The 25,298-nt window shown below is 70.1% G+C and carries 22 protein-coding genes; 16 read left to right on the top strand and 6 right to left on the bottom strand.

Annotated features, from left to right (window positions below; all coding sequences use genetic code 11):
• Window positions 1-23 precede the first annotated feature (23 nt).
• The 5 genes from ACQ4L4_RS11805 to ACQ4L4_RS11785 all read left to right on the top strand — a co-directional run bounded on the left by ACQ4L4_RS11805 (window position 24) and on the right by ACQ4L4_RS11785 (window position 4,687).
• Window positions 24-707, top strand: a complete 684-nt coding sequence (locus ACQ4L4_RS11805) for a hypothetical protein (RefSeq protein WP_431104418.1) — start codon at window positions 24-26, stop codon at window positions 705-707.
• A gap of 19 nt (window positions 708-726) precedes the next feature.
• On the top strand, window positions 727-2,778 hold the full coding sequence (locus ACQ4L4_RS11800) for a M3 family metallopeptidase (RefSeq protein WP_431104417.1): 2,052 nt from the start codon (window positions 727-729) through the stop codon (window positions 2,776-2,778).
• Window positions 2,779-3,043: 265 nt separating this feature from the next.
• Entirely contained in the window at window positions 3,044-3,319 is a 276-nt protein-coding gene (locus ACQ4L4_RS11795; RefSeq protein WP_431104416.1) for a hypothetical protein, read from the top strand.
• Between the two features lie 157 nt (window positions 3,320-3,476).
• Window positions 3,477-4,307, top strand: a complete 831-nt coding sequence (locus ACQ4L4_RS11790) for an SDR family oxidoreductase (RefSeq protein ID WP_431104415.1) — start codon at window positions 3,477-3,479, stop codon at window positions 4,305-4,307.
• 71 nt (window positions 4,308-4,378) lie between these two features.
• Window positions 4,379-4,687: a hypothetical protein gene (locus ACQ4L4_RS11785; RefSeq protein ID WP_431104414.1), complete on the top strand. Its 309-nt coding sequence runs from the start codon at window positions 4,379-4,381 to the stop codon at window positions 4,685-4,687.
• 14 nt (window positions 4,688-4,701) lie between these two features.
• Here ACQ4L4_RS11785 and rsgA read toward each other — a convergent pair whose 3' ends face one another.
• Together rsgA and ACQ4L4_RS11775 are read right to left on the bottom strand one after the other, a co-directional pair.
• Complete coding sequence (rsgA, locus tag ACQ4L4_RS11780; RefSeq protein WP_431104413.1) at window positions 4,702-5,619, bottom strand: ribosome small subunit-dependent GTPase A; 918 nt, start codon at window positions 5,617-5,619, stop codon at window positions 4,702-4,704.
• Window positions 5,616-6,926, bottom strand: a complete 1,311-nt coding sequence (locus ACQ4L4_RS11775) for a M48 family metallopeptidase (protein WP_431104926.1) — start codon at window positions 6,924-6,926, stop codon at window positions 5,616-5,618. The genes rsgA and ACQ4L4_RS11775 overlap by 4 nt, the downstream gene beginning before the upstream one ends.
• 112 nt (window positions 6,927-7,038) lie before the next feature.
• Here ACQ4L4_RS11775 and orn point away from each other — a divergent pair, with 112 nt between their 5' ends.
• The 11 genes from orn (at window position 7,039) to ACQ4L4_RS11720 (ending at window position 21,831) form a co-directional block, all read left to right on the top strand.
• Window positions 7,039-7,641 carry an oligoribonuclease gene (orn, locus tag ACQ4L4_RS11770; protein ID WP_431104412.1) on the top strand — a complete coding sequence of 201 codons (603 nt, stop codon included), beginning with the start codon at window positions 7,039-7,041 and terminating at the stop codon, window positions 7,639-7,641.
• 86 nt (window positions 7,642-7,727) lie between these two features.
• The gene (locus ACQ4L4_RS11765; RefSeq protein ID WP_431104411.1) at window positions 7,728-9,689 is read left to right on the top strand and encodes a chorismate-binding protein; all 1,962 of its coding nucleotides are present in this window, start codon (window positions 7,728-7,730) and stop codon (window positions 9,687-9,689) included.
• Window positions 9,631-11,976 (top strand): hypothetical protein, encoded by a 2,346-nt coding sequence (locus ACQ4L4_RS11760; RefSeq protein ID WP_431104410.1) that lies wholly within the window; start codon window positions 9,631-9,633, stop codon window positions 11,974-11,976. The genes ACQ4L4_RS11765 and ACQ4L4_RS11760 overlap by 59 nt, the downstream gene beginning before the upstream one ends.
• Window positions 11,977-12,474: 498 nt before the next feature.
• Window positions 12,475-14,466 (top strand): DEAD/DEAH box helicase, encoded by a 1,992-nt coding sequence (locus ACQ4L4_RS11755; protein ID WP_431104409.1) that lies wholly within the window; start codon window positions 12,475-12,477, stop codon window positions 14,464-14,466.
• A gap of 34 nt (window positions 14,467-14,500) precedes the next feature.
• A complete protein-coding gene (locus tag ACQ4L4_RS11750; RefSeq protein ID WP_431104408.1) occupies window positions 14,501-15,253 on the top strand; it encodes a DUF1294 domain-containing protein in 753 nt (250 codons plus the stop codon).
• Entirely contained in the window at window positions 15,253-15,771 is a 519-nt protein-coding gene (locus tag ACQ4L4_RS11745; RefSeq protein ID WP_377153538.1) for a GNAT family N-acetyltransferase, read from the top strand. Before ACQ4L4_RS11750 ends, ACQ4L4_RS11745 begins: the two co-directional genes overlap by 1 nt.
• A gap of 44 nt (window positions 15,772-15,815) precedes the next feature.
• Window positions 15,816-17,405: a hypothetical protein gene (locus ACQ4L4_RS11740; RefSeq protein ID WP_431104407.1), complete on the top strand. Its 1,590-nt coding sequence runs from the start codon at window positions 15,816-15,818 to the stop codon at window positions 17,403-17,405.
• The gene (locus ACQ4L4_RS11735) at window positions 17,402-18,115 is read left to right on the top strand and encodes a hypothetical protein (RefSeq protein WP_431104406.1); all 714 of its coding nucleotides are present in this window, start codon (window positions 17,402-17,404) and stop codon (window positions 18,113-18,115) included. The genes ACQ4L4_RS11740 and ACQ4L4_RS11735 overlap by 4 nt, the downstream gene beginning before the upstream one ends.
• Window positions 18,115-20,934 (top strand): ATP-binding protein, encoded by a 2,820-nt coding sequence (locus tag ACQ4L4_RS11730; protein WP_431104405.1) that lies wholly within the window; start codon window positions 18,115-18,117, stop codon window positions 20,932-20,934. Before ACQ4L4_RS11735 ends, ACQ4L4_RS11730 begins: the two co-directional genes overlap by 1 nt.
• Before the next feature lie 197 nt (window positions 20,935-21,131).
• Entirely contained in the window at window positions 21,132-21,527 is a 396-nt protein-coding gene (locus tag ACQ4L4_RS11725; protein ID WP_431104404.1) for a type II toxin-antitoxin system RelE/ParE family toxin, read from the top strand.
• An 82-nt stretch (window positions 21,528-21,609) separates the two neighbouring features.
• A complete protein-coding gene (locus ACQ4L4_RS11720; RefSeq protein ID WP_431104403.1) occupies window positions 21,610-21,831 on the top strand; it encodes a helix-turn-helix domain-containing protein in 222 nt (73 codons plus the stop codon).
• A gap of 63 nt (window positions 21,832-21,894) precedes the next feature.
• Here ACQ4L4_RS11720 and ACQ4L4_RS11715 read toward each other — a convergent pair whose 3' ends face one another.
• The 4 genes from ACQ4L4_RS11715 to ACQ4L4_RS11700 form a co-directional block, all read right to left on the bottom strand.
• A complete protein-coding gene (locus tag ACQ4L4_RS11715) occupies window positions 21,895-22,665 on the bottom strand; it encodes an ABC transporter ATP-binding protein (RefSeq protein WP_431104402.1) in 771 nt (256 codons plus the stop codon).
• The gene (locus tag ACQ4L4_RS11710; RefSeq protein ID WP_431104401.1) at window positions 22,665-23,801 is read right to left on the bottom strand and encodes a succinylglutamate desuccinylase; all 1,137 of its coding nucleotides are present in this window, start codon (window positions 23,799-23,801) and stop codon (window positions 22,665-22,667) included. The genes ACQ4L4_RS11715 and ACQ4L4_RS11710 overlap by 1 nt, the downstream gene beginning before the upstream one ends.
• A 76-nt stretch (window positions 23,802-23,877) precedes the next feature.
• Window positions 23,878-24,564 (bottom strand): ABC transporter permease, encoded by a 687-nt coding sequence (locus tag ACQ4L4_RS11705; protein ID WP_431104400.1) that lies wholly within the window; start codon window positions 24,562-24,564, stop codon window positions 23,878-23,880.
• 12 nt (window positions 24,565-24,576) lie between these two features.
• On the bottom strand, window positions 24,577-25,269 hold the full coding sequence (locus ACQ4L4_RS11700; protein ID WP_431104399.1) for an ABC transporter permease: 693 nt from the start codon (window positions 25,267-25,269) through the stop codon (window positions 24,577-24,579).
• Window positions 25,270-25,298: the final 29 nt, after the last annotated feature.

Genomic DNA, 25,298 nt, shown 5'->3' with positions numbered 1-25,298 from the left:
GGCGCAATGACTTGAGAGACGACATGAACACTCTTCGCACCTCCCTCGCCGTCGCGGCACTGCTGGCCTGCGGTCTGGCCTGCGCCCAGACGAGCGGACAGACGAACGCGCCGGCCAAGCCCGCCGCCAAGCCTGCCACGTCCGCCGCTCCGGCCGCGGCCACGACCACCAAGGGTGGCAAGGGCAAGCTGATGACGCGCGACGAGCTGCGCACCTGCATGAACACCAATCAGCAGAACGAAGCCACCGCCGCCGAGCTCGACAAGAAGAAGGCCGAGGTCCTGAAGGAGCGCGACGAGCTGCGCGCCGCCAAGGCCGACTCCGACAAGTTCGAGGCCGACATGCAGGCGCAGAGCACGGCGCTGAAGGCCGAGATCGACGGCGTCAAGGCGTTCGGCGCGGAGATCGAGGCCGGCGCCGCCAAGATGGAGAAGGCCGAGCTGAAGGCCAAGCAGGAGGAGTACCAGGCCCGCGCCAACGCGCTGCAGCCGAAGATCGACGCCTTCAACAAGGCCCGCAACGACCGCGTCGAAGGCAACAAGGCCTTCAACGTCCGCGTCGAGGCGCACCAGAAGATCGCCGACGACTTCAACGAGGCCGTCGAGGATCTGAACGACAAGCGCAACGACTGGAAGTTCAAGTGCGGCAACCGTTCGTACGACGAGGCCGACGAGATCGCGATCAAGAAGGAACAGAACAAGAAGTGATGAGGAAGGGGCAGACCCGATGAGCACCAATCCGCTGCTGTCCGCCTGGACCGGTCCGTACGGGCTGCCCCCGTTCGACGCGATCCGCGCCGAACACGTTGAACCCGCCTTCGACGCCGCGCTCGCCGCGCACCGCGCCGAGCTCGACGCGATCGCCACGAATCCGGCCGCGCCGGACTTCGACAACACGCTGGCCGCGCTCGATCGCGCGGGCCGCGCGCTGACCGCGCTGGAACATCTGTTCTCGACGCTGAGCGCCTCGGCCAGTTCGCCCGAGCTGCAGGCCGTGCAACGCCGCATGGCCGCGCCGCTGGCGGCGCACACGAACGCGATCTACCTGAACGCGGCGCTGTTCGAGCGCGTCGAGCGGCTGCATGAACAGCGCGCGTCGCTGGGCCTGCCGGCCGAGTCGCTGCGGCTGCTCGAACGCGTGCACCTGGACTTCGTCCGCGCCGGTGCCCGCCTGCAGGGCGAGGCGCGCGCGCGTTACGCCGCGATCATGGAGCGGCAGGCCGAACTCAACACCCGCTTCGCGCAGAACGTGCTCGCCGACGAAAGCGGCTACCAGCTGGTGTTGCGTGGCGAGGCCGAACTGGCCGGGCTGCCGGACTTCGTCCGCGCCGCCGCGCGGCAGGCCGCGCTGGAACGCGGGCAGGCAGAAGAGGGCGTGCACGTCGTGACGCTGTCGCGCTCGCTGATCGTGCCCTTCCTGACCTTCAGCGAACGCCGGGACCTGCGCGAGCAGGCCTGGCGCGCCTGGGTCGGCCGCGGCGAGATCCCCGGCGAGACCGACAACCGAGCGCTGGTGCGCGAGCTCCTCGCGCTGCGCCATGAGCAGGCCGCGCTGCACGGTCATCGCAGCTTCGCGGACTATGCGCTCGCCGACACGATGGCCGGCCGGCAATCCGCCGTGCAGGGCCTGCTGGACCAGGTCTGGGAACCGGCCAAGGCAGCCGCCGCGCGCGAGCGGGCGATGCTCGACGAGGTCCGGGCGCAGCTTGGCCACGACCTGACGATCGAGGCCTGGGACTGGCGCTGGTACGCGGAGAAGGTCCGCCAGCAGCGCTTCCAGCTCGACGAGGCCGAGGTCAAGCCCTACTTCCCGCTGGACGCGATGGTGCAGGCGATGTTCGACTGCGCCTCGCGGCTCTACGGCCTGCGCTTCGTGGCGCAGCCGCAGGTCGCCGGCTACCACCCGGACGTGAAGGTCTACGAGGTGCAGCGGCCGGACGGCTCGCTGCGCGGGATCTTCGTCCAGGACAACTTCGCGCGTCCGACCAAGCGCAGCGGCGCCTGGATGAACGCGCTGCGCTGGCAGGCCCGCAACGGCATCGACGCGCTGCCCATCATCCTGAACAACAACAACTTCGCGAAGGGCGCGCCGGGCGAACCGACGCTGCTGTCCTTCGACGACGTGCGCACGCTGTTCCACGAGTTCGGCCATGGCCTGCACGGGCTGCTGTCGGACGTCGAGTTCGAGCGCCTGTCCGGCACGCAGGTGCTGCGCGACTTCGTCGAGCTGCCGTCGCAGCTGATGGAGCACTGGATGGCCGAGCCCGAGGTGCTCAAGCGGCACGCGCGCCACTACAAGACCGGCGAGCCGCTGCCCGATGCGCTGCTCGACCGTCTGAAGGCGGCCGCGACCTTCAACCAGGGCTACGAGACGGTGCGCTACTGCGCGTCGGCGCTGGTGGACCTTGCGCTCCACGGGCGGGAGCAGGCCGAGGCGCCGGATCCGGTCGCCTTCGAGCGCGAGACGCTGGAACGCCTGGGCCTGCCGCCGGCGATCGGCATGAACCACCGGTTGACGCACTTCCAGCACCTGTTCTCGGGCAGCTATTACGCGTCCGGCTACTACGTCTACCTGTGGGCGGAAGTGCTGGACTGCGACGCCTTCGAGGCCTTCGTCGAAGCCGGCGACCCGTTCGACGCGGTGACCGCGCAATCGGTGCTGGCCAACATCCTGTCGGTCGGCAACAGCCGCGAACCGGGCGCGACCTATCGCGCCTTCCGTGGCCGCGATGCGCGCGTGGAGCCGATGTTGAAGGGCCGGGGACTGATCCCCGCCTGATGTTCGTGCGCTGACATCACGCGGATGCCGCGCGGATATCAGTCGGATATCAGTCGGATATCAGGCGGACATCCGGCCGAAGAGGGGCCCCGGAAGGGGCCCCTAGTTCATGGGGTAAACCCTTCCGATGGGTGTCATTCATCGCGCCCTGCCGCAGTTCATCGCCGGCTGGCACGGGTTGGTCGCAGCCGACTTCCGCTAGGGGTTAACCCCGGCAATCATTCGTCCCATGCCGCAAGAGCAACCCGCGGCCCCGGAGGACGAGATGAACACCATTCGCTGCTACGACCGATTCACGAACGTCAAGCGCGTCGCCGCGCTGATCGGCGTCGCGACCGGCATCGCCGCGGGCCTGCTGCTGGCGCTGCCCAGCCGCGCCGAAGAGCCGCAGCGACTGCCCACGGTGGTCATCAACGGCAAGTCGACCCAGACGCTGGCCGCGCTGCGCGCCGCCGGCGACGTGCGGACGCTGCCGACGGTCGTCGTCTCGGCCCGCCGCGCGGATCGTCCGATGGACGGCGAACAGGTGGCCGCGCGATGAGCGAACACGACGTCCTGTCCGGCATCCGCCTGTCGTGGCCAGGCCCGCTCCAAGGGGCGATGCAGGGGGCGGCCCACGAGGCGATGTCGGGCGCAGAGCGCGCCGCGGCTTCAGCCTCGCGTCAGCCGATTTCCCCCGTGCTCCCTATGATGCGGGGATGGACTCTGCCCACGCCGCCCTCGATTCCGTCGCTGCCGACGTGACCGCCTCGCCTGCGGTCGTCCCGCTCGCCGCAGCGACGCCCTCCAAGCTGCGATTCGCCGCCGTGACCGGCGCCGGGTCGGGCATCGGCCGCGCCGCCGCGCAGGCGCTGATGCAGGCCGGCTGGCAGGTGGCACTGCTTGGCCGCCGCGACGAGATGCTGCGCGAGACTGCCGCGTTCGCGCCCGAGCGCGCGCTCGTGCTGCCCACCGACGTCGCCGACGAAGCACAGGTCGCCGCCGCCTTCGACGCGATCGAGCGCCGTTGGGGCCGACTCGATTTCCTGTTCAACAACGCCGGTCGCGGCGCGCCCGCGTCGGACATCGACGAGCTCAGCATCGAGACCTGGCGCGCCGTCGTCGACATCAACCTGACCGGCAGCTTCCTGTGCGCCCGCGCCGCCTTCGGGCTGATGAAGCGGCAGTCGCCGCGCGGCGGACGCATCGTCAACAACGGCTCGATCTCGGCGCATGCGCCGCGGCCGGGGTCGATCGCCTACACCTCGACCAAGCATGCCATCACCGGCCTGACGAAGACGCTGGCGCTGGACGGCCGCAAACATGACATCGCCGCGGGCCAGCTCGACATCGGCAACGCCGAGACCGACCTGACCGAGCGCTTCGTGCACGGCGTGCCGCAGGCGCACGGCGGCACGATGGTCGAACCGCGGATGGACGTCGCGCATGCCGCCAGCGCGCTGCTCTACATGGCGGAATTGCCGCTGTCAGCCAACGTGCCGTTCCTGACGGTCATGGCCACCAAGATGCCCTACATTGGTCGAGGATGATTTTTGGGGGATCCGGGGCGTGATGGCCCCGCGGACTTGAATCCGCGCGATCGCCCCGATCTGAAGGAACGATGAACGCTCTCTCCACGCTTTTCTCGATCGCCGCCCGCCTCGTGCTGGCGGTGGCTTCCATCGTGCTGTTCCTGGTGGTGCTCGCCGCCGGGCTGGTGATCTTCGGCGTCGTGCTGCTGTGGAGCCTGATCCGCGGCCGCAAGCCGACGCTGCACACGGCCACGTTCCGCCGCGCGGCGCAGTTCCGTTCGCAGGCCTTCCGGCCGGGTGGGATGAACGCAATGAACGGCGGCCGGGCGCCGCAGGGCGAGGTGATCGACGCGGAAGTCCGCGAAGTCCCCAACGTGGATCCGCGTCTGGAACGCTGACTGCGTGGGGCCGCTCAATACTTCGGCGGTGCGCTGAGCTCGTCCCAGAGCTCGTCGTAGATGCGGTAGCGCGAGGGGCTGATCTTGCCCGCCTCGACGGCAACCAGCACCGCGCAGCCCGGCTCGTGCCGGTGGCTGCAGTTGTGGAAGCGGCACTCGCCCAGATACGGCTGGAAATCGGGCATGTAGCTCGCCAGGTCCGGGGCCGTGATCTGCCGCAGTCCGAATTCCTGGAAGCCCGGCGAGTCGAGCAGCGCGGCCTCACGCGCCGAATCCATCCAGTACCACTGCGTCGTGGTCGTCGTGTGGCGTCCTGAATTCAGCGCCACCGAGATCTCGCCCACCTGCGCCTTCGCGTCCGGCACCAGCAAGTTGATCAGTGTGCTCTTGCCGGTGCCGCTGGGGCCCAGCACCAGCGTCGCCTGGCCGTGCAGCAGCGGTCGCAGCGTGTCGCTCGCCTCGTCCGGCCGGCCCTTGAAACTGAGCTCCAGCACCCGCTGGCCCATCGCCTTGTACGGGGCGAGGCGCTCGCGCGCCGCGTCCGCGCCGGGCAGGTCGGTCTTGTTCAGCACGATGTCGGCGGTGATGCCGGCGCTGCGTGCCGCGATCAGCGCGCGCGTGAGCTGCGACTCGGAGAACTGCGGGTCCACCGCCACCAGGATCAGCAGCCGGTCCAGGTTGGCCGCGAAGCTCTTGGTCTTCCACTCGTCCTGGCGGAACAGCAGGTTGCGGCGCGGGTCGACCTTCTCGATGACGCCCTCGTGATCGCTGCTGCGCTGCCAGCGCACGCGGTCGCCGACGACGCAATCGCTCTTCTTGCCGCGGGTCAGGCAGTGGATGCGCTGGCCGTCGGTGTCCTCGACGACGTAATGCCGGCCGTGCCCTCGCACCACCAGTCCGGTCTGGACGTCCTTGCCCGTGCTCGTGCTCATGCGGGTTGTCCCGTCGGCGTGGAGGGCATCGATGGCGTCACGAGCGACGCGATCGCCGCCAGCCGCTCGCTGGCCGGCGGATGCGAGTAGTAGAAGCGCGCGAACACCGGGTCCGGCGTCAGCGTGCCGGCGTTGTCCTCATGCAGCTTCAGCAGCGCGTTCGACAGATCGGTGCCGCTGGCCTGCGCGCAGGCGTAGGCGTCCGCCTCGAACTCGTGCTTGCGCGACCACAGCGACATCAGCGGCGTCAGGAAGAACGCGAACGGCGGCAGCGCCAGCATGATCAGCAGCAGCGCCAGCGCGTCGTTGGGCGCTTCCAGGCTGGGCCGCACGCCCAGGCCCAGGTAGAAGCCCGCCTGCGCGCTGAGCCAGCCCAGCAGCGCGAAGCCGGCCAGGCTCAACGCGAACATCAGCACCATGCGCTGCGGCACGTGGCGGCGCTTGAAATGGCCCAGCTCGTGCGCGAGCACGGCCTCGACCTCCGGCGGGTTCAGGCGTTCCAGCAGCGTGTCGAAGAAGACGACGCGCTTGGCCGCGCCCAGCCCGGTGAAATACGCATTGCCGTGCGCCGAGCGCCGGCTGCCGTCCATCACGAACAGGCCCTTGGCCGCGAAGCCGCAGCGTTGCATCAGCGTCTGGACGCGCTCGCGCAGCACGGCGTCCTCCAGCGGCTGGAACTTGTTGAACAGCGGCGCGATGACTGTGGGATAGATCACCAGCATCAGCAGGTTGAAGCCCATCCACGCGCCCCAGGCCCACAGCCACCAGAGGCTGCCGGCCTGGGCCATCAGCCACAGGATCAGGGCCGCGATCGGCAGGCCCAGCAGCGCGCCGACCGCCAGTCCCTTCACCCCGTCGACGAGGAACAGCTTGAGCGTCGTGCGGTTGAAGCCGAAGCGTTCTTCCAGCCGGAAGGTGTTGTAGATCGACCAGGGCAGGTCCAGCACGCCGGACAGCATGGCGAACGCGGCCAGCAGACCGAGCTGGTAGCCCATGTCGCCGAGCTCGGGGCGCCACGACAGCATCCACTGGTTGAGCAGGTCCAGCCCGCCCAGCAGCGTCCAGCCCACCAGCAGCGCGGTGTCCCAGGCCAGGTGCAGCGTGCCGAAGCGGCCGCGGGCGACGGTGTAGTCGGCCGCCTTCTGATGCGCCGACAGCGGCACGGTCCCGACGAACGCGGAAGGCACCGCGCCACGATGCCGCGCCACATGGCGCATCTGGCGCGAGGACAGCCAGAGCTTGACCAGGAAGGACAGCATCACCGCGGCGACGAAGGCCGCGGTCAGCATCAGCGGGGAGTGGCTCAGCGGCGAGGGCGACGGAGCGGCGGCGAGCGCCGCGGGAGAGATCTGCATGGACGCAAGTGTAGAGGGGCCTGACTCGGCGACAATCGCGCCCAACCTGAAGGACAAGAACCCCATGACCACCGACACCACCGTCGCCCCCGCCGCTGGCGCCGGCGCCAATCCCGTGCTGCCGCTCAACGACCAGAACCTGATCTGGATCGACCTGGAGATGACCGGCCTGTATCCGGACAAGGACCGCATCATCGAGATCGCCGTCGTCGTCACCGACGCCCAGCTGACGGTGCGCGTCGAAGGTCCGGTCTTCGCGATCCACCAGTCCGACGCGATGCTGGACGGCATGGACGCCTGGAACAAGGGCACGCACGGCAAGAGCGGCCTGATCGACCGCGTCAAGGCGTCGACGATCGCCGAGGCCGATGCCGAGCAGCAGGTCATCGATTTCCTGAAGGCCTACATCCCGGCCGGCAAGTCGCCGATGTGCGGCAACTCGATCTGCCAGGACCGCCGCTTCCTGGCCAACTACATGCCCAAGCTGGAAGACTTCTTCCACTACCGCAACCTGGACGTGTCGACGCTCAAGGAGCTCGCGCGCCGCTGGAAGCCCGCCGCGATGGAGGGCTTCAAGAAGGCCCAGAAGCACACGGCCCTGGCCGACATCCACGAATCCATCGACGAACTGCTCCACTACCGCGAGCACTTCCTGAAGCTGGATTGAGTCCGGCTTCCGGCGCGCCCGCCGCTCCCGCTTACGTCCCCCTCCCGCTGTTGACGAGGAACGCGCCCCCGCGCGACTGAGACACGATGGACACCCCGCGCCGCCCCCAGGACCTGTGGGCGGCCTTCGACTTTCCGCGTCATCCGCTGGCGCGCGAGGACGGCGAACGCCTGCGTGGCGCCTTCTTCGCGCCGCCGTCGGAGCGCCTGATCGCGCGCGATCCCGATCGCCTGCGCGCCGTGCTGCGTCTGGCGCATGCCGCGTCGCGCGCGGGGGCGTGGGTGCTGGGCGGCCTGCGCTACGAGGCGGCGGGCGCGCTCGACGCGGTGCTGCGCACGCGGCCGGCGGGCGAGGCGCCGCTGGCGGAATTCCACGTCTGGCATGAAGCGCCGGCGCCGTGGCCGGAAGACCTCGCCGCGGCGGGCGCATCCGGCGCGCATCCGATGACGGCGTGGCGCGACACGCAGGCCGAGACCGATGAGCAGGCGCAGGTCGAGCGCATCCGCGCGTACATCCGCGACGGCGACTGCTATCAGGTCAACCTCACGACGCGGCTGAGTGCCGAGGCGCTCGACGGCTTCGACGAGGTCGCGCATTTCTTCGCGCTGCATGCGTCGCAGCCGGGCGGGTTCTCGATGTTCCTGCGGACCGGGACTGGCGCCTGCACCGAAGGCGACGGCGACGGCGGTGCCGTGGCCAGCGTCTCGCCGGAACTCTTCTTCGACTGGCGTCCGCTGCCCGAGACGCCGCAGGCCAGCCACACCTGGCTGCTGTCGGCGCAGCCGATGAAGGGCACGGCGCCGCGCGGCCGCGACCGCGCCGGCGACGAGGCCGCGCAGGCCTACCTGCGCACCAGCGCCAAGGAGCGCGCCGAGAACCTCATGATCGTCGACCTGCTGCGCAACGACCTCTCGCGCGTGGCGGTGCCGGGCTCGGTGCGTGTGCCGCGTCTGTTCGAGCTGCACGCGCTGCCGACGGTCTGGCAGATGACGTCGACGATCGGCGCGGTCACGCGCTCGGGCCTCGCGCTGGACGAGGTCATGACCGCGCTGTTCCCCTGCGGCTCGATCACCGGCGCGCCGAAGAAGCGGGCGATGGAGGTCATCGACGAACTGGAGCCCGGCCCGCGCGGCTGGTACTGCGGCGCGCTCGGTCTGCTGCAGCCGGGCGGGGCGGTGACCTTCAACGTGCCGATCCGCACCGTCGAGCAGACGGGGCGCGCCCTGCGCTGCGGCGTGGGCAGCGGCATCACGCTGGACTCGCGGCCAGGGGACGAGATCGACGAGTGGCGCGCCAAGGCGCGCTTCCTGGCTCGAGCCCAGGCGCCCATCGAGGCCCTGGAAACGATGCGGCTCGAGGACGGCGAGTTCGCCCGTGCCGGCCGGCACGTGGCGCGGATGCAGCGCACGGCGCGGCATTTCGGGCTGGCGTGGTCGGCGGACGCGGCGAAGGCGTGCCTCGTCGACATCGCGCGGCGCCATCCGCGCGGCGCGTGGCGCGTCCGTCTGACGCTGGCCCGCGACGGCACATTCAATGACACGGTGCAGGCCCTGCCGGCACCCACGGCCCCGGCGGCACCGACGGACAAGGGCGAGCCACTCATGGTGGCGCTGGCCCGGACGCCGATCGACACGCGCGGTCCGGCGGCGGAATTCATCCAGCACAAGACGACGCGTCGCGAGGTGTACCAGGTCTTCCTGGATGCCAAACCGGCGGACTGCTTCGACGTGCTGCTGTTCAACCGGGATGGCGAGCTCACGGAGGGCTGCCTGACCAACCTCGCGCTGCAACAGGCGCCGGACGGGCCGTGGCTGACGCCGCGCGCCGCGGCCGGCCTGCTGCCCGGCACGCTGCGCGAGGAACTGCTGGAACATGGCCGGCTGCGCGAGGCGCGGCTGACCCTGGACGATCTGCGGCGGGCGCATGCGCTCGCCATCTTCAACGGTGTCCGCGGCTGGCGCGAAGTGCGGCTGCGGCACGAGGATCCTCATGACGACGACTTCCCAACGACGCCGCCCCGCGGCGCGCAAGACCCGAGCGGTCAATGAAGCGGCCGCGCCGGTTGCGATCGACGCCGCCGTGGACACGGTGATCGAGCTCGCGCCCGAAGCGGCGGCCGAGGCGGTGCCGACCCCGGCGAGCGAAGCGCTCAAGCCCGCGCGCAAGCGGCCTGCCCGCGCCAAGGCGATTGAAGCTGCTGCACCGGCGGTGTTGTCTGAGGTCGCTCCCGTGGCGACGGCAGAAGCCGCTGAAACGCCGGTCGTGATGGTGGCGGAGGCCGTCGTCGACGCCGATGCGCCAGCACCGAAGCCGCCGCGCAAGCGCGGTGCCGCACCGAAGACCGTGGCGGTCGAGGAGCCCGCCGTCGCGGTCATGCTGGAGGCCGTCGAAGTCATGGCGGTCGCCGAGGCGCCCGCACCGCCGGCCGAGTCCGTTGCCGCCGACGATGCCGTTGCCCAGTCCGCCCCCGCCCGCAAGGGGCGCCGCAAGCCCAAGGCCGAGGCCGCCGTCGAGGAAGTTCCGGCGGAGCCGCCGCGCTTCACGCTCGGCGCGCGCGAGGACGACGGCGTGTTCGGCGACTACGAACTGCGCGATGGCGAGACCGGCGGCACGTTCCGCCTGCGCCTGCTGGGTCGCCACACCTGGCGCTGCGATTGCGCCGGTTATCGGGATCAAGGCGCGTGCGAGCACGGCGACCAGCTGCTGTCGCTGTTCGACGCGGACCAGCACGCGGCGCTCGATGCCGGCTGGCCGGCGCGCGAGGCCGAGGTCTGGCTCGTGCCCGGCGATGAGCGTGAACTGCAATGGGTCTGCGGCCGCGAGGTGCCGCAACGATTGCGCGAGCAGGCGGGCCTGGACGTTCAACAACGCCGTCGCGCCGAGGGTGGCCACGCGTGGCTGCAGCAGGTGCTGAGCGATGCCCGCGCGCTGGGCGTCGTGCTGCGCGTCGATGCGCCGGTGTGGCCGCAACTGGCCTGCGGACGCGACGCGCAGGCGCGCGTGCAGCGCCTCGAAACCCTGATGGCGGACGGCGCCGCGATGCGCGCGCTGCTGCGCGACGAGCTGCCGACGCATGCGTGGGAGGCCGCGCTGTTTGCCGTCTGCGCCGGGCGGGCGTTGATTTCCGACGACCTCGGGCTGGGCCAGCGCGGCGCCGCCATCGCCGCGATCCAGCTGTGGGCGACGCTGTTCGGCGTGAAGCCCGCCGTCGTCATCGCGCCGGAGTCCGCGCATGCCGCCTGGCAGCGCGACCTGAAGCGCTGGCTCGGCGACGACGCGAAGTCGGTGACGGTGGCCGCCGCGCCGCCCGCGAAGCCGCAGGCCGCGTTGCTGATCGTCGACGGCATCGAGCTGATGGGCGCGGATCGTCTGGCCGCGCTGCGCGCGCTGCCGGCCGCCCAGTTGCTGCTCATCGCGCACGAGGAGCCGCTAGGCGACGCGCGCCTGGCCGAGTGGGTCGACTGGCTCGACGACATGCGTCGCGGCCCGCTGTCCGATCTGCGGGTGCTGCCGGACGACGCCGGTAAGAAGGTCAGGCGCGACGCGCTGGAGCCGGTGTTGCTGTCGCGTCGCAAGCGCGAGCTGGACGAGCAATTGCCCGCCGCGTTGCTGACGCCGCTGTGGCTGGATGGTGCCGGATCCACAGGCGCCAGCCTGCCGGCCGCGCCGCTGAAGCAGCTGCGTCAACTGGTCGAGCGCTGGACCGCGCTGCGCTTCCTGTCGAGCGCCGAGCAGCAGCAGTTGCTGGAGGCGCTCGCGCTGCTGCCGCCGGCCTCGCGCCAGGCGCTGGCGGCCAAGGCCGAGGCCGTGCTCGCGTTGCGCCGCGAATGGATCCAGGCCGCCGCCGTGCCGGCCGCCGCGCGCCTGGTGATCTGCGCGCGCTCGGAGACGCTGCTGGACAGCCTGTCGATGTCGCCCCAGTTGCGCCGCCTGCCGCCGCAGCGCCTGCGCGCCGGTGATGCGGCCGACGTCCGTGAGGCGGCGCTGTCGGCCTGGCGAGGCGCCGAGGCCGGCGTGCTGCTGGCCAGCGATGACGCGCTCGGCAGCCTGGACGAGGGTGCTCTCGCCGGCGACCGCGTCGCGATCGTCCACGCGGACCTGCCCTGGCAGCCTGCCGTGCTGGCGCGCCGCATCGAGGCGGCCTGCGGTGAGGACGCCTGCGGCGTGCCGTCGGCGCTGCTGCTGATCGAGGACTCCCTCGACGCGGCGGTGCTGCGCGCGCAGCGCGACGGCGTCGTCTTCCCCGACTGGCTGGATGCCAGCCCCGCCTGGCTGGCGGGCGATCAGCTCGACGCGCTGATGGCCGTGCTGCCGAAGCTGCTGGAAGGGCTGTGAGGCCCTGAGCGGCCTCATGGCGTCACCATGAGGCCGCTCCAAAGCCCGTCGCAATGATGTGCTAGGTGAAAACCCCGAACGCTGTTATAGTCGTGGGCTTCACCGCTTCTGGCGGTGCTTCGTACGTCTCCTCTGACCTCTTGCAGACCGCTGCGCCGGGCATCCGAACGGACTCCCACGCAGGCTCCGGCTCTCCGCCGAAGCTGTTTCCCGCCACGGGGAGCGCGCACTGCATGCCCTCGGGTTCGGTCGGCGGCGATGCCGTCGCTTTGACTGTTCCCCGGCGCCTCACCAGGCCCTTCATGCCGACCACGGCGGTTGCTCTGCAATCGCGCCGCGCATGTGTCTTTCTTTCCTGGTGATCGACGCGAGCTTTCTCCCAGCGACATCACGGTTCTGCCGCGATCACAACGATCTTGCGCGGCGACCAGGCGCTCCGGCGCGGACTCCGTCTTGACGGCGTCGGCCCGGCTGTGCACCTTTGGATTGCAAAGACAGATGAGTTTCGACCACGACAAGAACGCCGACGCCCAGATCCTGGACATCAACGAGACCCTGAACGAGACGCCGGACGGCGAACTCGACCTGGCGATCGAACCCGGCGAACTCGGCGCCGACGCGCCGACCACCGGCACGCCGTTCTCGGCCCTGGGCCTGCACGACGCGCTGCTGCGCGCCGTCAAGGATTCCGGCTACGAGAACACCACCGAAGTGCAGGCGCAGGCGATCCCGCCGGCGCTCGACGGCAAGGACCTGATGGTCTCGTCGCGCACCGGTTCGGGCAAGACCGCCTCGTTCATCCTGCCCGCGCTGCAGCAGGTGCTGAACGCCCGCGCCGAACGCGCCGCCACCAACAACAAGACCCGGACCGTCGGCCCGCGCGTGCTCGTGCTGGCCCCGACCCGTGAACTGGCGATGCAGGTCGCCAAGGCCGCGATGACCTACGGTCGCCACATCCAGGGCCTGCGCGTCGCCACCGTGCTGGGCGGCATGCCCTACGCGCAGCAGCTGCGCGCGCTGAGCGGCCCGCTGGACGTCCTGATCGCGACCCCCGGCCGCCTGCTGGACCACATCAACAGCGGCCGCTGCAAGCTCGACAACGTGACGATGTTCGTCCTCGACGAAGCCGACCGCATGCTGGACATGGGCTTCATCGACGACATCAACTTCGTCGCCCAGCAGATCCCTTCCGAGCGCCAGACGCTGATGTACAGCGCGACCTTCGCCGGCAACACCGGCCGCCTGGCGTCGCAGCTGATGAAGGACCCGCAGCGCATCGACGTCTCGGGCCACACCGACTCGCACGAGAACATCGAGCAGCGCCTGCACTGGGCCGACAACGGTCAGCACAAGCGCAAGCTGCTGGAACACATCCTGGGTCTGCGCGACGTCGACCAGGCCGTGGTGTTCACCAGCACCCAGCAGGACACCGAGTGGCTGGCCGAGCAGCTGGAGGCCATCGGCCACCGCGTCGCCGCGCTGCACGGCGGCATGCCGCAGGGCAAGCGCACCCGCACGCTGATGGCGCTGCGCCGTCGCGACCTGCGCGTGCTGGTCGCCACCGACGTGGCCGCCCGCGGCATCGACGTGCCGACGATCTCGCACGTCATCAACTTCGGCCTGCCGATGAAGGCGGAGGACTACGTCCACCGCATCGGCCGTACCGGCCGCGCCGGTCGCTCCGGCCTCGCGGTGACGCTGGCCGAGCGTGGCGACATCTCGATGATCAAGCGCATCCAGCAGTTCACGACGCAACAGATCCCGGTCTCGCGCATCGAAGGCCTGGAGCCGCGCAACGAAGATCCGAAGATCTACCCGGCGCGCCCGGGTTTCGACCGCGGTGATCGCGGCGGCGACCGTGGCGGCTTCGGCGGCAATCGCGGCGGCTACGGTGGCAACCGTGGCGGCTTCGGCGGCAACCGTCCGCAAGGCGGCGGCTATCGTGGCGGCGACAACCGCTTCGACAACAGCGCGCGCTTCGAGCGTCCGGAAGGCCAAGGCCGTCCGCCGTTCGGCGAGCGCCGTGAAGGCGGTCAAGGTGGCCCCGGTGGTTTCGGTGGCGGTCAGCGCTTCGAGCACCGCAACGAGCGTCCGCAAGGTGACCGTCCGTTCGGCGATCGTCCGCAAGGCGACCGTCCGCAAGGCGACCGTCCGCGTTTCGGTGATCGTCCGCAAGGCGGTCAAGGCTTCGGCGGCGCGCCGCGCAGCTATGGCGACCGTCCGCAGCGTGACTTCGGCGGCCCGCGCGAAGGCGGCAACGGCGGTGGTTTCGACCAGCGTCGTCCGGACCCGCGCTTCGACCGTTCGGCCGAGAACAACGACCGCTACGCACCGCGTGCCGAGCGTCCGGCCTTCAACAAGGGCGACGACAACCGCTTCGAAGGTCGTCCGGCCAAGCCGGCGTTCAGCAAGGGCCCGCGTCCGCAAGGCGGCGACGACCGTGGCGAGCGCGGCGGCTTCGTGCCGCGCAAGGGCCCGCGCAAGTTCTGAGCCTCACGGCTCGGCTGACGAGGGGCGCTGAGGGATGCGCGTCGAGGGTCGGATCGTCCAATGGGACGACGCGAAGGGCTACGGCTTCATCGCGCCGTCCGATGGCGGGCCGAAGCGCTTCGCGCACATCAGCGCCTTCGGCCTGCGGGCCCGTCGACCCTTCGTCGGCGAACGCGTCGACTACGAGCCTGGATCCGATGCGCAGGGCAAGCCCCGCGCGCTGAAGGTCCGGAGCCTCGAGCCCAAGCCGGCGCCCGCCGGCCCCGCGCCCCGGCGTGGTCCGTCGTCCGGTTCTGCCGGCACGGCCCGCGCTGGCGCGCGATCCAGGCCCGCGCCGTCCGCGCGCGGTGCTTCCGCTGCTTCATCCCCCCAGACTTCCGCCGACACCGGTGCCTCGCTGTGGCTGGTGCCAGGCTTTGCCTCGCTGGTGCTGTTGACGCACCTGGCGTGGCCGTTGCCGCGCGGCTTGTGGGGCGTCTACGTCGCGATGAGCTTCGCGACCTTCATCGTCTACGCGCTGGACAAGCGCGCGGCGCGACTGGGCCAATGGCGCGTCAAGGAATCGACGCTGCATGTGCTCGCGCTGCTGTGCGGCTGGCCCGGCGCGTTGCTGGCACAGCACTTGCTGCGGCACAAGAGCGCCAAGCCGACCTTCCGGCGGGTGTTCTGGTTGAGCGTCGCACTCAACATCCTGGCCTTCGTCTGTCTTTTTACGCCGCTGCTGACGCCGTTCTTCTCCGGGATCTCCGACCACTGGAACGCGCGATCGGCCGGCTCATTCGTTTGATGCTGCAGTTGAAAGTGATTGGCACCGAGGACGTCCCGCACGTGCTCGCGTTGCAGGCCCAGTGCTACGGGCCCGAGTTCCTGGAAAGCGCCGAGGCCTTCGAGGCCAAGCTGAACGCGGCGCGCCATCTCCACTGTTCCTACCTGGCCGTCGAGGCCGGCGAGCCGCTGGCCTATGTCGTCAGCCTGCCGGTCGACGATGGGCAGCTGCCGGCGCTCGACGCGCCGTCGATCACGCCGGCGCGCGCACCGCGCACGCTGTACCTGCACGACCTCGCGGTCTCGCCGGCGGGGCGCGCGAAGCGCCTGGGCCACAAGCTGGTGCAGCAGGTGGTGCATCGCGCCCAGGACATGGGCCTGACGCAGGTCGCGCTGGTGGCGGTGCAGGGCTCGCGCGCCTACTGGGAGCGCCACGGTTTCTCCGACGCCGAGGCGCCGCTGAGCGCCGCGCTGACCGAGAAACTCGCCAGCTTCGGCTCCGGGGCAACCCTGATGCGGCGGTCCCTGACACCCGTGTGACGGCGGGTCGGGAGGGGCGCTCCGAGGGGCGATAATCCGCCCCTATGACAGTGACCCCGGGAGGCGTGGACGACGTGCTGCGCGACGATCTCCCCGAACCCTCATTCGAAGACCATTTCCGCGAAGGTCAGCTCCCGCAGGATTCGCTCCTGTGGTGGCAGCTGGAACGCAACGAGGCCCTGCTGGGCGCGCAGCGCGCGCTGTTCCACGGCCCGGCCACGCTGGTGCGGCTGCGCGTCTGGGTGTTCATCGAGCTGATGAGCCTGCCGCATTCGCGGCTCTCGCGCGACGACCTGAACCGCCACTTCCACGTGCTGCGCGACGAGGCGCTGGAGCTCGTGCTCAAGCGCCTGCGCGACGCGCAACTGTTGGCCTGGGACGCGTCCAACCAGCAGTACGGCGTGACGCCGCTCGCGCAGCAGCTGATGGCGATGGTGTCGCCGCTGACGCAGGGGCAGGCCGCGGACGAGGACGGCGACCTGGCCGGCCTGCTGGCCAACGTGGCCGGCGCGCAGCAGCTCGGCACGCTGGAGCCGGCGCAGCTGCAGCATCTGCTGGCGCAGCTCTCGCGGCTCTACAACGAATTCGCCGACGCGATCGCGTCCGGTTCCGAGTTCCACCTGCGCCGCGCGCGCATGCGCTTCGAGCGCGCGCTCAAGCTGGTCGAGCGGGCCAGCGAGGCGCTGTCCGCGATCATCCGCCAGGCGGAGGACGACGGGAACGCGCGGCTCGAGCGGCTTGCGCGCGAGCTGGGCCTGGCGCAGGCGCGGCTGCTCGCGATGGCGAGCCAGTTCAACCGCGCGCTGCAGCAGGCCGACCGCCAGCGCGTCACGCTGGGCTCTACCGGCATCACGACGACCGACGTGCGGCGCTGGCTGCAGGAGGTCCCGTTCCTCGAGAACCTCGCGCTGGGCGCGCTGTCGCGGCCCGTCCACCCGGTCTTCGTCGCGCAGCATGAACTGCTGGACGGCTGCGAGGCCGAGTTCGAACGCGACCGCCCGGTGCCGCCGACCCCCGAGCCGCTGCCCACCGGCCTGGCCGCGCCGCCGGGCGAGCTCGCCGTCATGAGCCTGCCGCCCGAGATGAACCAGCTGCAGGCGCTGCTGGGCCTGTGGACCGGCGACAGCGTGCAGATGAACGACCTGCGGCCGGCGGTGCTCGGCGGCAGCTATGCGCGTGCGGCCTACCGCGCGCAGCTGCTGCCGCTGCTCGGCGACGTGCAGGCACAGCATCTGGCCGGCGCGACCGGCGACATGGCGCGCCAGCCGTGGCGTGTGCGCTGGTCCGCGCAGCAGGGCGAGATCGACGACGAACACGTCCGCTGGATGAGCCAGGGCGTGCTGCACTCGACCGAGGTCGATCCGCCCGTCGAGCCCGAGCCCGAACCCAAGTGGCGCCCGCCCGAGCCGCCCGCGCCCAAGCGCGGACGCCGCAAGGCGGCCGCCGGGGCCGCCGACACGTCCTCGGACGCGGGCGCGCAAACCCCGACCCTCGATGCCGCCGCCGACACGGCCGTGGCGATGCCCGATTCCCCCGCATCGATCGCCGACACGACGCCGTCTCCGGACGCGCCGAGTGCGGCCGACGTCGATGCCGACACCCCTTCCCAGGCCTCCCAGGTTTCCCAGGCATGAGCAATCAACTCGACGACGCCGCCCAACTGGCGGCTCAACTGCTGGCGCGCCGCTGGCTGCCGCGGAACCAGCCGCTGGTGCGCCGCGCGCTGATCGACCAGGAACTCTGGCGCGCGGTCAACGAGCGCGTCGCCGCCGTCGGCCTGCGCGTCGTGGACAACGTCTACGCGGACCACATCACGCTGGCGATGCTGCGCCCGGCCGAGGTCGCCGTGTTCGGCGAGACCGGCCTGGCGTCCAACAACAACCTCGACCTGCCGCGCGACGGTGTGGCGCTGCTGGTGGTCGTGTGGGCGCTGATCGTGCTGCCCAAGCGCCAGCGCCAGCTCTCCCGCGCCGAGGAGACCGCCGAAGGGCAGGGCGAGATGTTCTCCAAGGACAAGCCGCTGCCCAGCGCCGCGAGCAGCGCGCCGACACTGTCCTATCGCAGCCTGCTGGCCGACTTCGGCAACCAGCTGGGCAAGAAGATGCGGCTCGATTCCAACCTCAAGCTGCTCGAGCGCCAGGGCTTCATCACCCGCAAGGGCGAGGACATCTGCGAAGGCCCGCTGCTGGACCTGCTGCTCGACTACGACACGCTGGCCCCGCGCATCCTCGACGGCGCGCTGGCCGACGTGCTCGCGCGCAGCACGGACGCCGAGTCCGGCCCGATGCTCACCGCCATCCTGGCCGCCCGCCACAACGAAGAATCCGATCTGAGCGACGCCTGATGTTTCACCTGCAATCCCTGGAACTGCTGCACTGGGACTACTGCCGCCGCGTCTCGATGCCGCTGGACGGCAACATCATCACCATCGCCGGGCCGAACGGCTCGGGCAAGACGACGCTGCTCGACGCGATGCGGACGCTGCTGGGGCTGGAGTGCTCCGGCGGCCGGACCTACAAGACCTACGCCCGCCACGCCAACGCGGAGCACGCCTGGCTGCGCGCGCTGGTGGACAACCGGCCGCGCAACCGCCAGAACAGCAGCCGCCCGTTCGCGAGCTCGCTGCTGTACTCGGACCAGGTGACGCTGGCCTGCCGCATCTCGCGCCAGGGCGGCGACTGGGTGCGCCGCTACACGCTGGTCGACGGCGTGCAGGAGATCGAGGAGCTCGACACCCGCGCCGACAAGGACTGGCTGGGCATCGAGGCCTGGAAGAAGCGCCTGGAGGCCGCCGGGCTGACGCGCGCGATCGGCCGCGTGCTCGCGCTGGAGCAGGGCCAGACGGACCGCCTCTGCGAGCTGTCGTCCAAGGAGCTGCTGCGACTGGTGTTCGAGGTCTTCGGCGACCAGGAAGTGCTGGACCGCTACGAGCTCGCGCGCAACCACCAGCAGCAGCTGCTCAAGGAAGTCGACCAGTCGACGCACGAGCTGTCGCATGCCCAGGCGCAGTTGTCGGACCTGGCCAACCGCGTCAACAGCTACCAGCAGTACCAGCTGCGGCTGAAGGAGCGCGAGCGGCTCGCGACCGAGGTCGTGCCCGTGATGCAGTGGAGCGAGCAGCGCCAGCGCACCGCGCAGCAGCTGCGCGAGCTGCATCGTCAGCGCCTCTTCGCCCGCTCCGACGAGCGCGGCATCAGCGACAAGCGCGCGCATCTGCTGGCGCTGTTCAAGGCGCAGGAGGCGGCCAAGGACAAGCTGGCCGATCTGGAACAGCAGCGCAAGGACGCGCGACAGGCCTTCGAGGCCGCGCGTGACGGCGAGCGGCCGATGGAGCAGCTCGCCAAGCGCGAGGAGGACCTGAAGGCGCTTGCCGCCGTCGAGACCGACGGCGCGGCGCTGACGGCGAAGCTGGAGGAGCTCGGCACGCGCCAGCACCAGCTGCGTGAGAGCTTCACGCGCCAGAACGACCAGCAGCGCAAGGCTCAGGCCGCGATGGACGAACTGACCGGGCAGCGGCTGCCGCCGCCGCCGGTCGAGGTCACCCGCTTCCGCAAGGCGCTGGACGAGGCCGGCATCGCGCACCACGTGCTGGCCGACGCGATCGACATCGCCGACGACCAGTGGCGCGCCGCCGCCGAAGGCTTCCTGCGGCCGTCGCGCTGGGTCGTGGTGCTCGCGCATGCGAGCGACGAGGGCCAGGCCTACCGCCTCGCGTCGCGCGAGCGCTACCGGCACTACGTCGTCGCCGACGGGGAGTTCGCGCCGACGGTGAGCCCGAAGGACAGCCTGTTGTCCGTGCTCAAGTTCAACGCGAAGGCGCCCGGCTGGCTGCTGCGGCAGCTGGCGTCGATCCGCTGTGTCGCGGACACCGACAAGGGCGCGCAGTCCGGCGGCGAATGGATCACGCCAGAGGCCTACTACCGCGACGGCCGCGGCGGCCGCAGCCTGTGGGTGGAGCCGCGCGAGTACCAGTTCGGCGACTCCGCGCTGGACACGCGCCGGGCCTCGCTGGACAAGGAGCTGACGCGTTACGACCTGGAGCTGTCCAAGCTCGCCAAGGAGCAGCTCGAGATCGAGCGCCAGCTCAAGGACGCGCAACGCGCGGCGCAAGGCCACAAGGCGGCGCAGGAGCTCGTGGAGCGCTCCGAGGAATTCGCCGAGGCGCGTGCGCGCCTGCCCGGCCTGCGCCAGTCGCGGATCGAGGCGGCGACGCGCATGGGCGCGCTCGACCAGGAGCACGACCGCACGGTGGCCGCGGCGACGCGCACCGAGCGCGACTACGAAGCCGCGCAGGCCAGCCTGAAGGCCAGCGAGGACAACGTCTCGCGCGCCGAGCGCGACTGGGCGTCCCGGCGCGACGACCTGATCGCGACGGCGAAGGCCTCGCGCGAGGCCCGGGCGAAGTTCCCCGCGATCTGGGTGCACCCGATGCGCCTGAACGCGTTGCGCGATGAATTCGAGAACGCCAAGCAGGCGGAGATCGCGTCGCGCCACGTGCAGCAGGAACTGGACACCGGCGTGTGGGAAACCGATGCCGGCGTGCAGGAGCGCCATGCGCGGATGCAGATGGCGGTGCTGGAGCAGACCACGCAGCTCGACGACCGCCGCGCGAGCAACGAGATGGCGCGCATCGCCGCGTTCAACGCGCGCGAGCGCTACATCGACGTGCTGCGCGCGACGGTGCGGCGCTACAAGAAGAACGTGCAGGAGCTGGGCGAACTGGCCGGCGTGCATGCGCAGGCCGAGCTGCCGCACCTGGACAACGACGACACGGTGCTGGCGCAGGCGGGGCTGCACGTGAAGTTCAACTTCGACGGCAAGGGCGAGGTGGGCATGAACGACGGCGAGGCCTCGGGCGGGCAGCAGGTGCTCAAGAGCCTGATCCTGCTGGTGGGCCTGATGAAGGACGACGACGCGCCCGGCGGTTTCGTCTTCATCGACGAGCCCTTCGCCCACCTGGACGTGCGCAACATCCAGCTGGTCGGCCACTTCCTGAAGAGCACGCGGGCGCAGTACCTGCTGACGACGCCGATCACGCACAACGTCGAGGTCTTCGAGCCGTCGGAGATCACGCTGGTCACGAGCAAGAAGCCGCGCGGCGAGCGCTGGGCGCCCCCGATCGCGGTGCTGGCGCGACGGCCGGAGAAGTCGGTCTACGGCTGATCCATCGGCCCCTCGATCCCACGAAAGCCGCGCCTCTGCGCGGCTTTTCTTTTGCGCGGCATTTCCTTTGCGCGGCATTTCCTTTGCGTGGATCGAACTGCCTTCCCCCAACGGTGGGCCACCTTCAGGACGAGATTCCAGACGGCAAGACTTGGCACTGACGCCTGTCGCAATGACGCGAGGAATCGACGTGACGCGTGCCGTTTATCTGGTCGAGGGCTTTCAACGATGGATGCGCAAGCAGGCGCTGGAAAGACAGCGACCTGTGTCGCGCCGTGGCTGAAATGGAAAGTGGCTTGATCGATGCAAATCTCGGTAGTGGACTTTTCAAGAAGCGGATCGGACGATCCGGTGCTGGGAAACGCGAGGGCTATCGCGTGATCGTCGCCAGGCATCCCGCAGGACGGTGGTTCTTCGTGGATGGTTATGCAAAGAACCGACTGGACAACATCGAGCCGAAAGCACTCCGCGCGTTGCGAGAGGAGGGCTCCTGGCTCATAGGCCTGTCGCAGAAGGAGTTGGCCGCGGTCGTCGGCCATGGCCACCTGAAGGAGGTGATGTGTGATGAGGAAAAGGAAGTCCGCCATCGTTGAGCGCGTACTTGCGGAAGGCCGCTTGTGGCACGCTCACGGACTGATCAGCGATGAGCGTCGTCGGTCCTGCGAGATCGTCTGCATGCCCGCGCCGATGCCGCTGGAGCCGGAGGAAGTGCGCGCCATCCGCGAGCGGGACAAGTTGGAACTGGCCGTGTTTGCGGATCTGATCAACACGACGTCGCGACAACTGCGACGGTGGGAGCAGGGCCTGGACCGTCCGCAGGGTCCGGCGTTGCGCCTGCTGCATCTGGTCCGCGATCGCGGCGTTCACGCCATCTTCCTTCCGTCGGAGCTTCAATGAGCTCGTCGAGATGCGAGAAAGCCCGGGCATGCCCGGGCTTTCTGGTGATGGCGCGCTCGAGGGCTACTTCAGACCGCCGCTCAGGAAAGCCTTGAGCCGCTCGCTCTGCGGCTTCGCCAACACCTCGCGCGGATCGCCTTGCTCCTCGACGCGCCCCTGGTGCAGGAACATCGTGTGCGACGACACCTCGCGCGCGAAGCCCATCTCGTGCGTGACGACGATCATCGTGCGGCCTTCCGCCGCCAGGTCGCGCATCACCTTCAGCACTTCGCCGACCAGCTCCGGATCCAGGGCCGAGGTCGGTTCGTCGAAGAGCATCACCTCCGGCTCCACCGCCAGCGCGCGCGCGATCGCCACGCGCTGCGCCTCGCCGCCCGACAACTGCGCCGGATAGACGTCCTTGCGGTGCGACACGCCCACGCGCGCCAGCAGCGCCTCGGCCTTCTCGATGGCCTGGGCGCGCGGCTGCTTCAGCACGTGGATCGGCGCCTCGATGACGTTCTCCAGGACCGTGCGGTGACCCCACAGGTTGAAGTTCTGGAACACCATCGCCAGCCGCGCGCGCCAGCGCTGCAGCTGCGCCGCGTCGGCGGACTTCAGGCTGCCGTCGCGGTCGCGCACGAGCTTGAGCTCTTCCGTCCCCAGCTTCAGCGTGCCTTCGAAAGGCTGCTCCAGCAGGTTGATGCAGCGCAGGAAGGTGCTCTTGCCCGAGCCGCTGGATCCGATCAGCGTGATCACGTCACCCGGCTTGGCGGCCAGGGACACGCCCTTGAGCACTTCGCGTTCGCCGTAGCGTTTATGGAGATTGTCGACAACAAGACTGGCCGCGGACATCAACGGGCTCCCAACAGTTTTCCGGTGCGGGTCGCTTCGCGCCCCGCGACTTTCGCGACACGCGCCCCGGCCGTGACCAGGCGCAGCGTGTCGCGTGCAAACAGCAGCCCGTCGGTGGGGCTCTTCAGGTCGGTCACCGACCCGCTGATCGGATCGATGACCTGCGCGATCACGTCGCCGGCCTGCACCGTCTCGCCGACCTCGCGCAGGAAGGTCAGCACGCCGCCGACCGGCGACGGGACCGGGATCGACCCCGCCAGCGGGCGCGCATCGCCGGCCGGCGTGGGCACCGGCGGCGTCGCGCCGTCCGGGGCGTCGGACGCGATCACGCCGCGATGGGTCAGGAAGTCCACGATCGCCTGCGCGTCCTTCGCCGCCAGGTCGTGGTGCACGTCCTGCTGGCCGCGCAGCTCGACCGTCACGGACAGGCAGGCCTGCGGGATCGGGAAGCGGTCGCCGAAGTGCTTCGCCCATTTCCACCAGACCTGCGAGCAGGCCTCGTCGAAGGGGTTGTCGCCAGAGTCCGTCGCCAGCAGCGTCACGCCGGCGCCCAGGAAGGCGGCCAGCGGCTCGCATTGCGGCCAGCACGGCGTCTCGGTGTAGAGGTGCATCACCGCCTGCGCGTCGCAGTGCAGGTCCAGCACCACGTCCGCGTCGCAGGCCATCAGCATCAGCGTCTTGCGTAGCGCCTTGAGCTCGGTGTCCGCGGGCGACGCCTGGACCTCGGTCTTCAGCGCGGCGCGCAGCACGGCCACGTTGCGCGCCGGATCGGCGCCCAGGCGCGGCTCGGCGTGTCGCGCGGCGGCCTCGATGTGCTCCGGGTAGTGGCGGTTGAAGTTCTCGCCGGACAGGCCTTCGAAGCGGCCCAGGTGCGTCTGCAGCCACCATTGCGACAGGCCGATCGGATTGGCCATCGGCACGAGGATGATCTCCCCACGCAGGCGGCCCGCGGCCTCCAGGGCATCGAAGTGGCGGCGCAGGTGCCAGGCGGTGAGCATGCCCGGCAGCTCGTCCGCATGCAGCGAGGCCTGGATGTAGACCTTCTGGCCCTGGCCGGGCTGGCCGTAGTGCAGCGAGACGAGCTCGCGCTGCGTGCCCGGCGTCGGGCTCGGGAGCGGGTGTTGTCGGAGTTGCATGGGATGTGTTCCGTTCGGGGCGGCGCACCGCCGTGTCAGCGGGGCACTGCCGTGTCAGCTGGGTGCCAGCGGGGCGTCAGCGGGGCATCAGTGGTTTGAGCCAGCGCTTCTCGGCCTGGTGGAAGAGACCGACCAGCACCAGCGTCATCGTGAAGTAGAAGATCGCGGCGGTGATGAAGGCCTCGAACGGGATGTAGTAGGTGGCGTTGACGTCGCGGGCGACGCCGGTGACGTCCATGATGGTGACGAGGCTGGCCAGCGCGGTGCCGTGCAGCATGAAGATGACCTCGTTGCTGTAGGCGGGCAGCGCGCGGCGCAGCGCATGCGGCACGACGATGCGGCGCAGCATCACCCAGCGGCTCATGCCCAGGGCCTTGGCGGCTTCGACCTCGCCGTGCGGCAGCGAGCGGATCGAGCCGGCGACGATCTCCGTCGTGTACGCGGCGGTGTTCAGCACGAAGGTCAGGCAGGCGCAGAACCAGGCGGAGCTGAACAGCGGCCACAGCGCGCTCTGCTGCATCCACTCGAACTGGCCCAGCCCGTAGTAGATGAGGAAGAGCTGCACCAGCATCGGCGTGCCGCGGAAGACGTAGGTGTAGCCCCAGACGGTGCGCGACAGCCATTTGATCGGCAGCGTGCGCAGCACGCCGAGCGGGATGGCCAGGGTCAGGCCGATGAGCAGCGAGATGGACAGCAGCTCGAAGGTGATGAGCGCGCCCTCGAAGTAGCGCGGGAGGTTCTCGACGATGGCGTCCAGGTTCATGGGGAATCGTGATTACAGCGAGTGGCGACGCACACCGATGGACAGGCGCTTCTGCAGCTGGTCGAAGACCAGCTCGGACACGGACGTGAAGAGCAGGTAGATCAGCGCCACGGCGAGATAGAAGACGAAGGGCTCGCGCGTGCCGGCGGCGGCCTGCGAGCCGCGCATCATCAGGTCGTGCAGCCCGATGACCGAGACGATGGCCGTGCTCTTGATCAGCACCAGCCAGTTGTTGGACAGGCCCGGCAGCGCATGCCGGAACATCTGCGGCAGCGTGATGCGCCACGCGACCTGCGCGGGGCTCATGCCGAAGGCCAGGCCCGCCTCGCGCTGCCCCGGCGGGATCGCCAGGAAGGCGCCGCGGAAGGCCTCGGTCAGGTAGGCGCCGAAGATGAACGCGATCGTCACCACGCCGGCGACGAAGGGGTTGATGTCGACGGGGTCCTCATGCCCCAGCGACAGCGCGATGGCGTTCACCGCGACCTGTCCGCCGAAGAAGATCAGCAGCACCAGCACCAGGTCCGGCACGCCGCGGATCAGTGTCGTGTAGACGGTGGCGACGCCCCTGGCGACGCGGGACTTCGACAGCTTGGCCATCGCGCCGATCATCCCCAGCACCATGGCCAGCGCCATCGAGCTGAGGGCCACGCCCAGGGTCAATACGGCGCCCTCGAGCAGGCTGGGCAGATAACCGTGCAGGAACATTCGACGGACCTTGTTCGTTCTGAAGGGAA

It is taken from the genome of Roseateles noduli, assembly GCF_050626985.1.
Lineage (GTDB): Bacteria > Pseudomonadota > Gammaproteobacteria > Burkholderiales > Burkholderiaceae_C > Roseateles > Roseateles noduli_A.
This window is presented reverse-complemented; position numbering and strand designations above follow the sequence as displayed.

What these genes read in the sequence shown, in the direction of transcription:
- ACQ4L4_RS11805 (WP_431104418.1), top strand. Translation starts at nt 24, where the DNA reads ATGAACACTCTTCGCACCTCCCTCGCCGTCGCGGCACTGCTGGCCTGC.
- ACQ4L4_RS11800 (WP_431104417.1), top strand. Translation starts at nt 727, where the DNA reads ATGAGCACCAATCCGCTGCTGTCCGCCTGGACCGGTCCGTACGGGCTG.
- ACQ4L4_RS11795 (WP_431104416.1), top strand. Translation starts at nt 3,044, where the DNA reads ATGAACACCATTCGCTGCTACGACCGATTCACGAACGTCAAGCGCGTC.
- ACQ4L4_RS11790 (WP_431104415.1), top strand. Translation starts at nt 3,477, where the DNA reads ATGGACTCTGCCCACGCCGCCCTCGATTCCGTCGCTGCCGACGTGACC.
- ACQ4L4_RS11785 (WP_431104414.1), top strand. Translation starts at nt 4,379, where the DNA reads ATGAACGCTCTCTCCACGCTTTTCTCGATCGCCGCCCGCCTCGTGCTG.
- rsgA (WP_431104413.1), bottom strand. Translation starts at nt 5,619, where the DNA reads ATGAGCACGAGCACGGGCAAGGACGTCCAGACCGGACTGGTGGTGCGA.
- orn (WP_431104412.1), top strand. Translation starts at nt 7,039, where the DNA reads ATGACCACCGACACCACCGTCGCCCCCGCCGCTGGCGCCGGCGCCAAT.
- ACQ4L4_RS11765 (WP_431104411.1), top strand. Translation starts at nt 7,728, where the DNA reads ATGGACACCCCGCGCCGCCCCCAGGACCTGTGGGCGGCCTTCGACTTT.
- ACQ4L4_RS11760 (WP_431104410.1), top strand. Translation starts at nt 9,631, where the DNA reads ATGACGACGACTTCCCAACGACGCCGCCCCGCGGCGCGCAAGACCCGA.
- ACQ4L4_RS11755 (WP_431104409.1), top strand. Translation starts at nt 12,475, where the DNA reads ATGAGTTTCGACCACGACAAGAACGCCGACGCCCAGATCCTGGACATC.
- ACQ4L4_RS11750 (WP_431104408.1), top strand. Translation starts at nt 14,501, where the DNA reads ATGCGCGTCGAGGGTCGGATCGTCCAATGGGACGACGCGAAGGGCTAC.
- ACQ4L4_RS11745 (WP_377153538.1), top strand. Translation starts at nt 15,253, where the DNA reads ATGCTGCAGTTGAAAGTGATTGGCACCGAGGACGTCCCGCACGTGCTC.
- ACQ4L4_RS11740 (WP_431104407.1), top strand. Translation starts at nt 15,816, where the DNA reads ATGACAGTGACCCCGGGAGGCGTGGACGACGTGCTGCGCGACGATCTC.
- ACQ4L4_RS11735 (WP_431104406.1), top strand. Translation starts at nt 17,402, where the DNA reads ATGAGCAATCAACTCGACGACGCCGCCCAACTGGCGGCTCAACTGCTG.
- ACQ4L4_RS11730 (WP_431104405.1), top strand. Translation starts at nt 18,115, where the DNA reads ATGTTTCACCTGCAATCCCTGGAACTGCTGCACTGGGACTACTGCCGC.
- ACQ4L4_RS11720 (WP_431104403.1), top strand. Translation starts at nt 21,610, where the DNA reads ATGCCCGCGCCGATGCCGCTGGAGCCGGAGGAAGTGCGCGCCATCCGC.
- ACQ4L4_RS11715 (WP_431104402.1), bottom strand. Translation starts at nt 22,665, where the DNA reads ATGTCCGCGGCCAGTCTTGTTGTCGACAATCTCCATAAACGCTACGGC.
- ACQ4L4_RS11710 (WP_431104401.1), bottom strand. Translation starts at nt 23,801, where the DNA reads ATGCAACTCCGACAACACCCGCTCCCGAGCCCGACGCCGGGCACGCAG.
- ACQ4L4_RS11705 (WP_431104400.1), bottom strand. Translation starts at nt 24,564, where the DNA reads ATGAACCTGGACGCCATCGTCGAGAACCTCCCGCGCTACTTCGAGGGC.
- ACQ4L4_RS11700 (WP_431104399.1), bottom strand. Translation starts at nt 25,269, where the DNA reads ATGTTCCTGCACGGTTATCTGCCCAGCCTGCTCGAGGGCGCCGTATTG.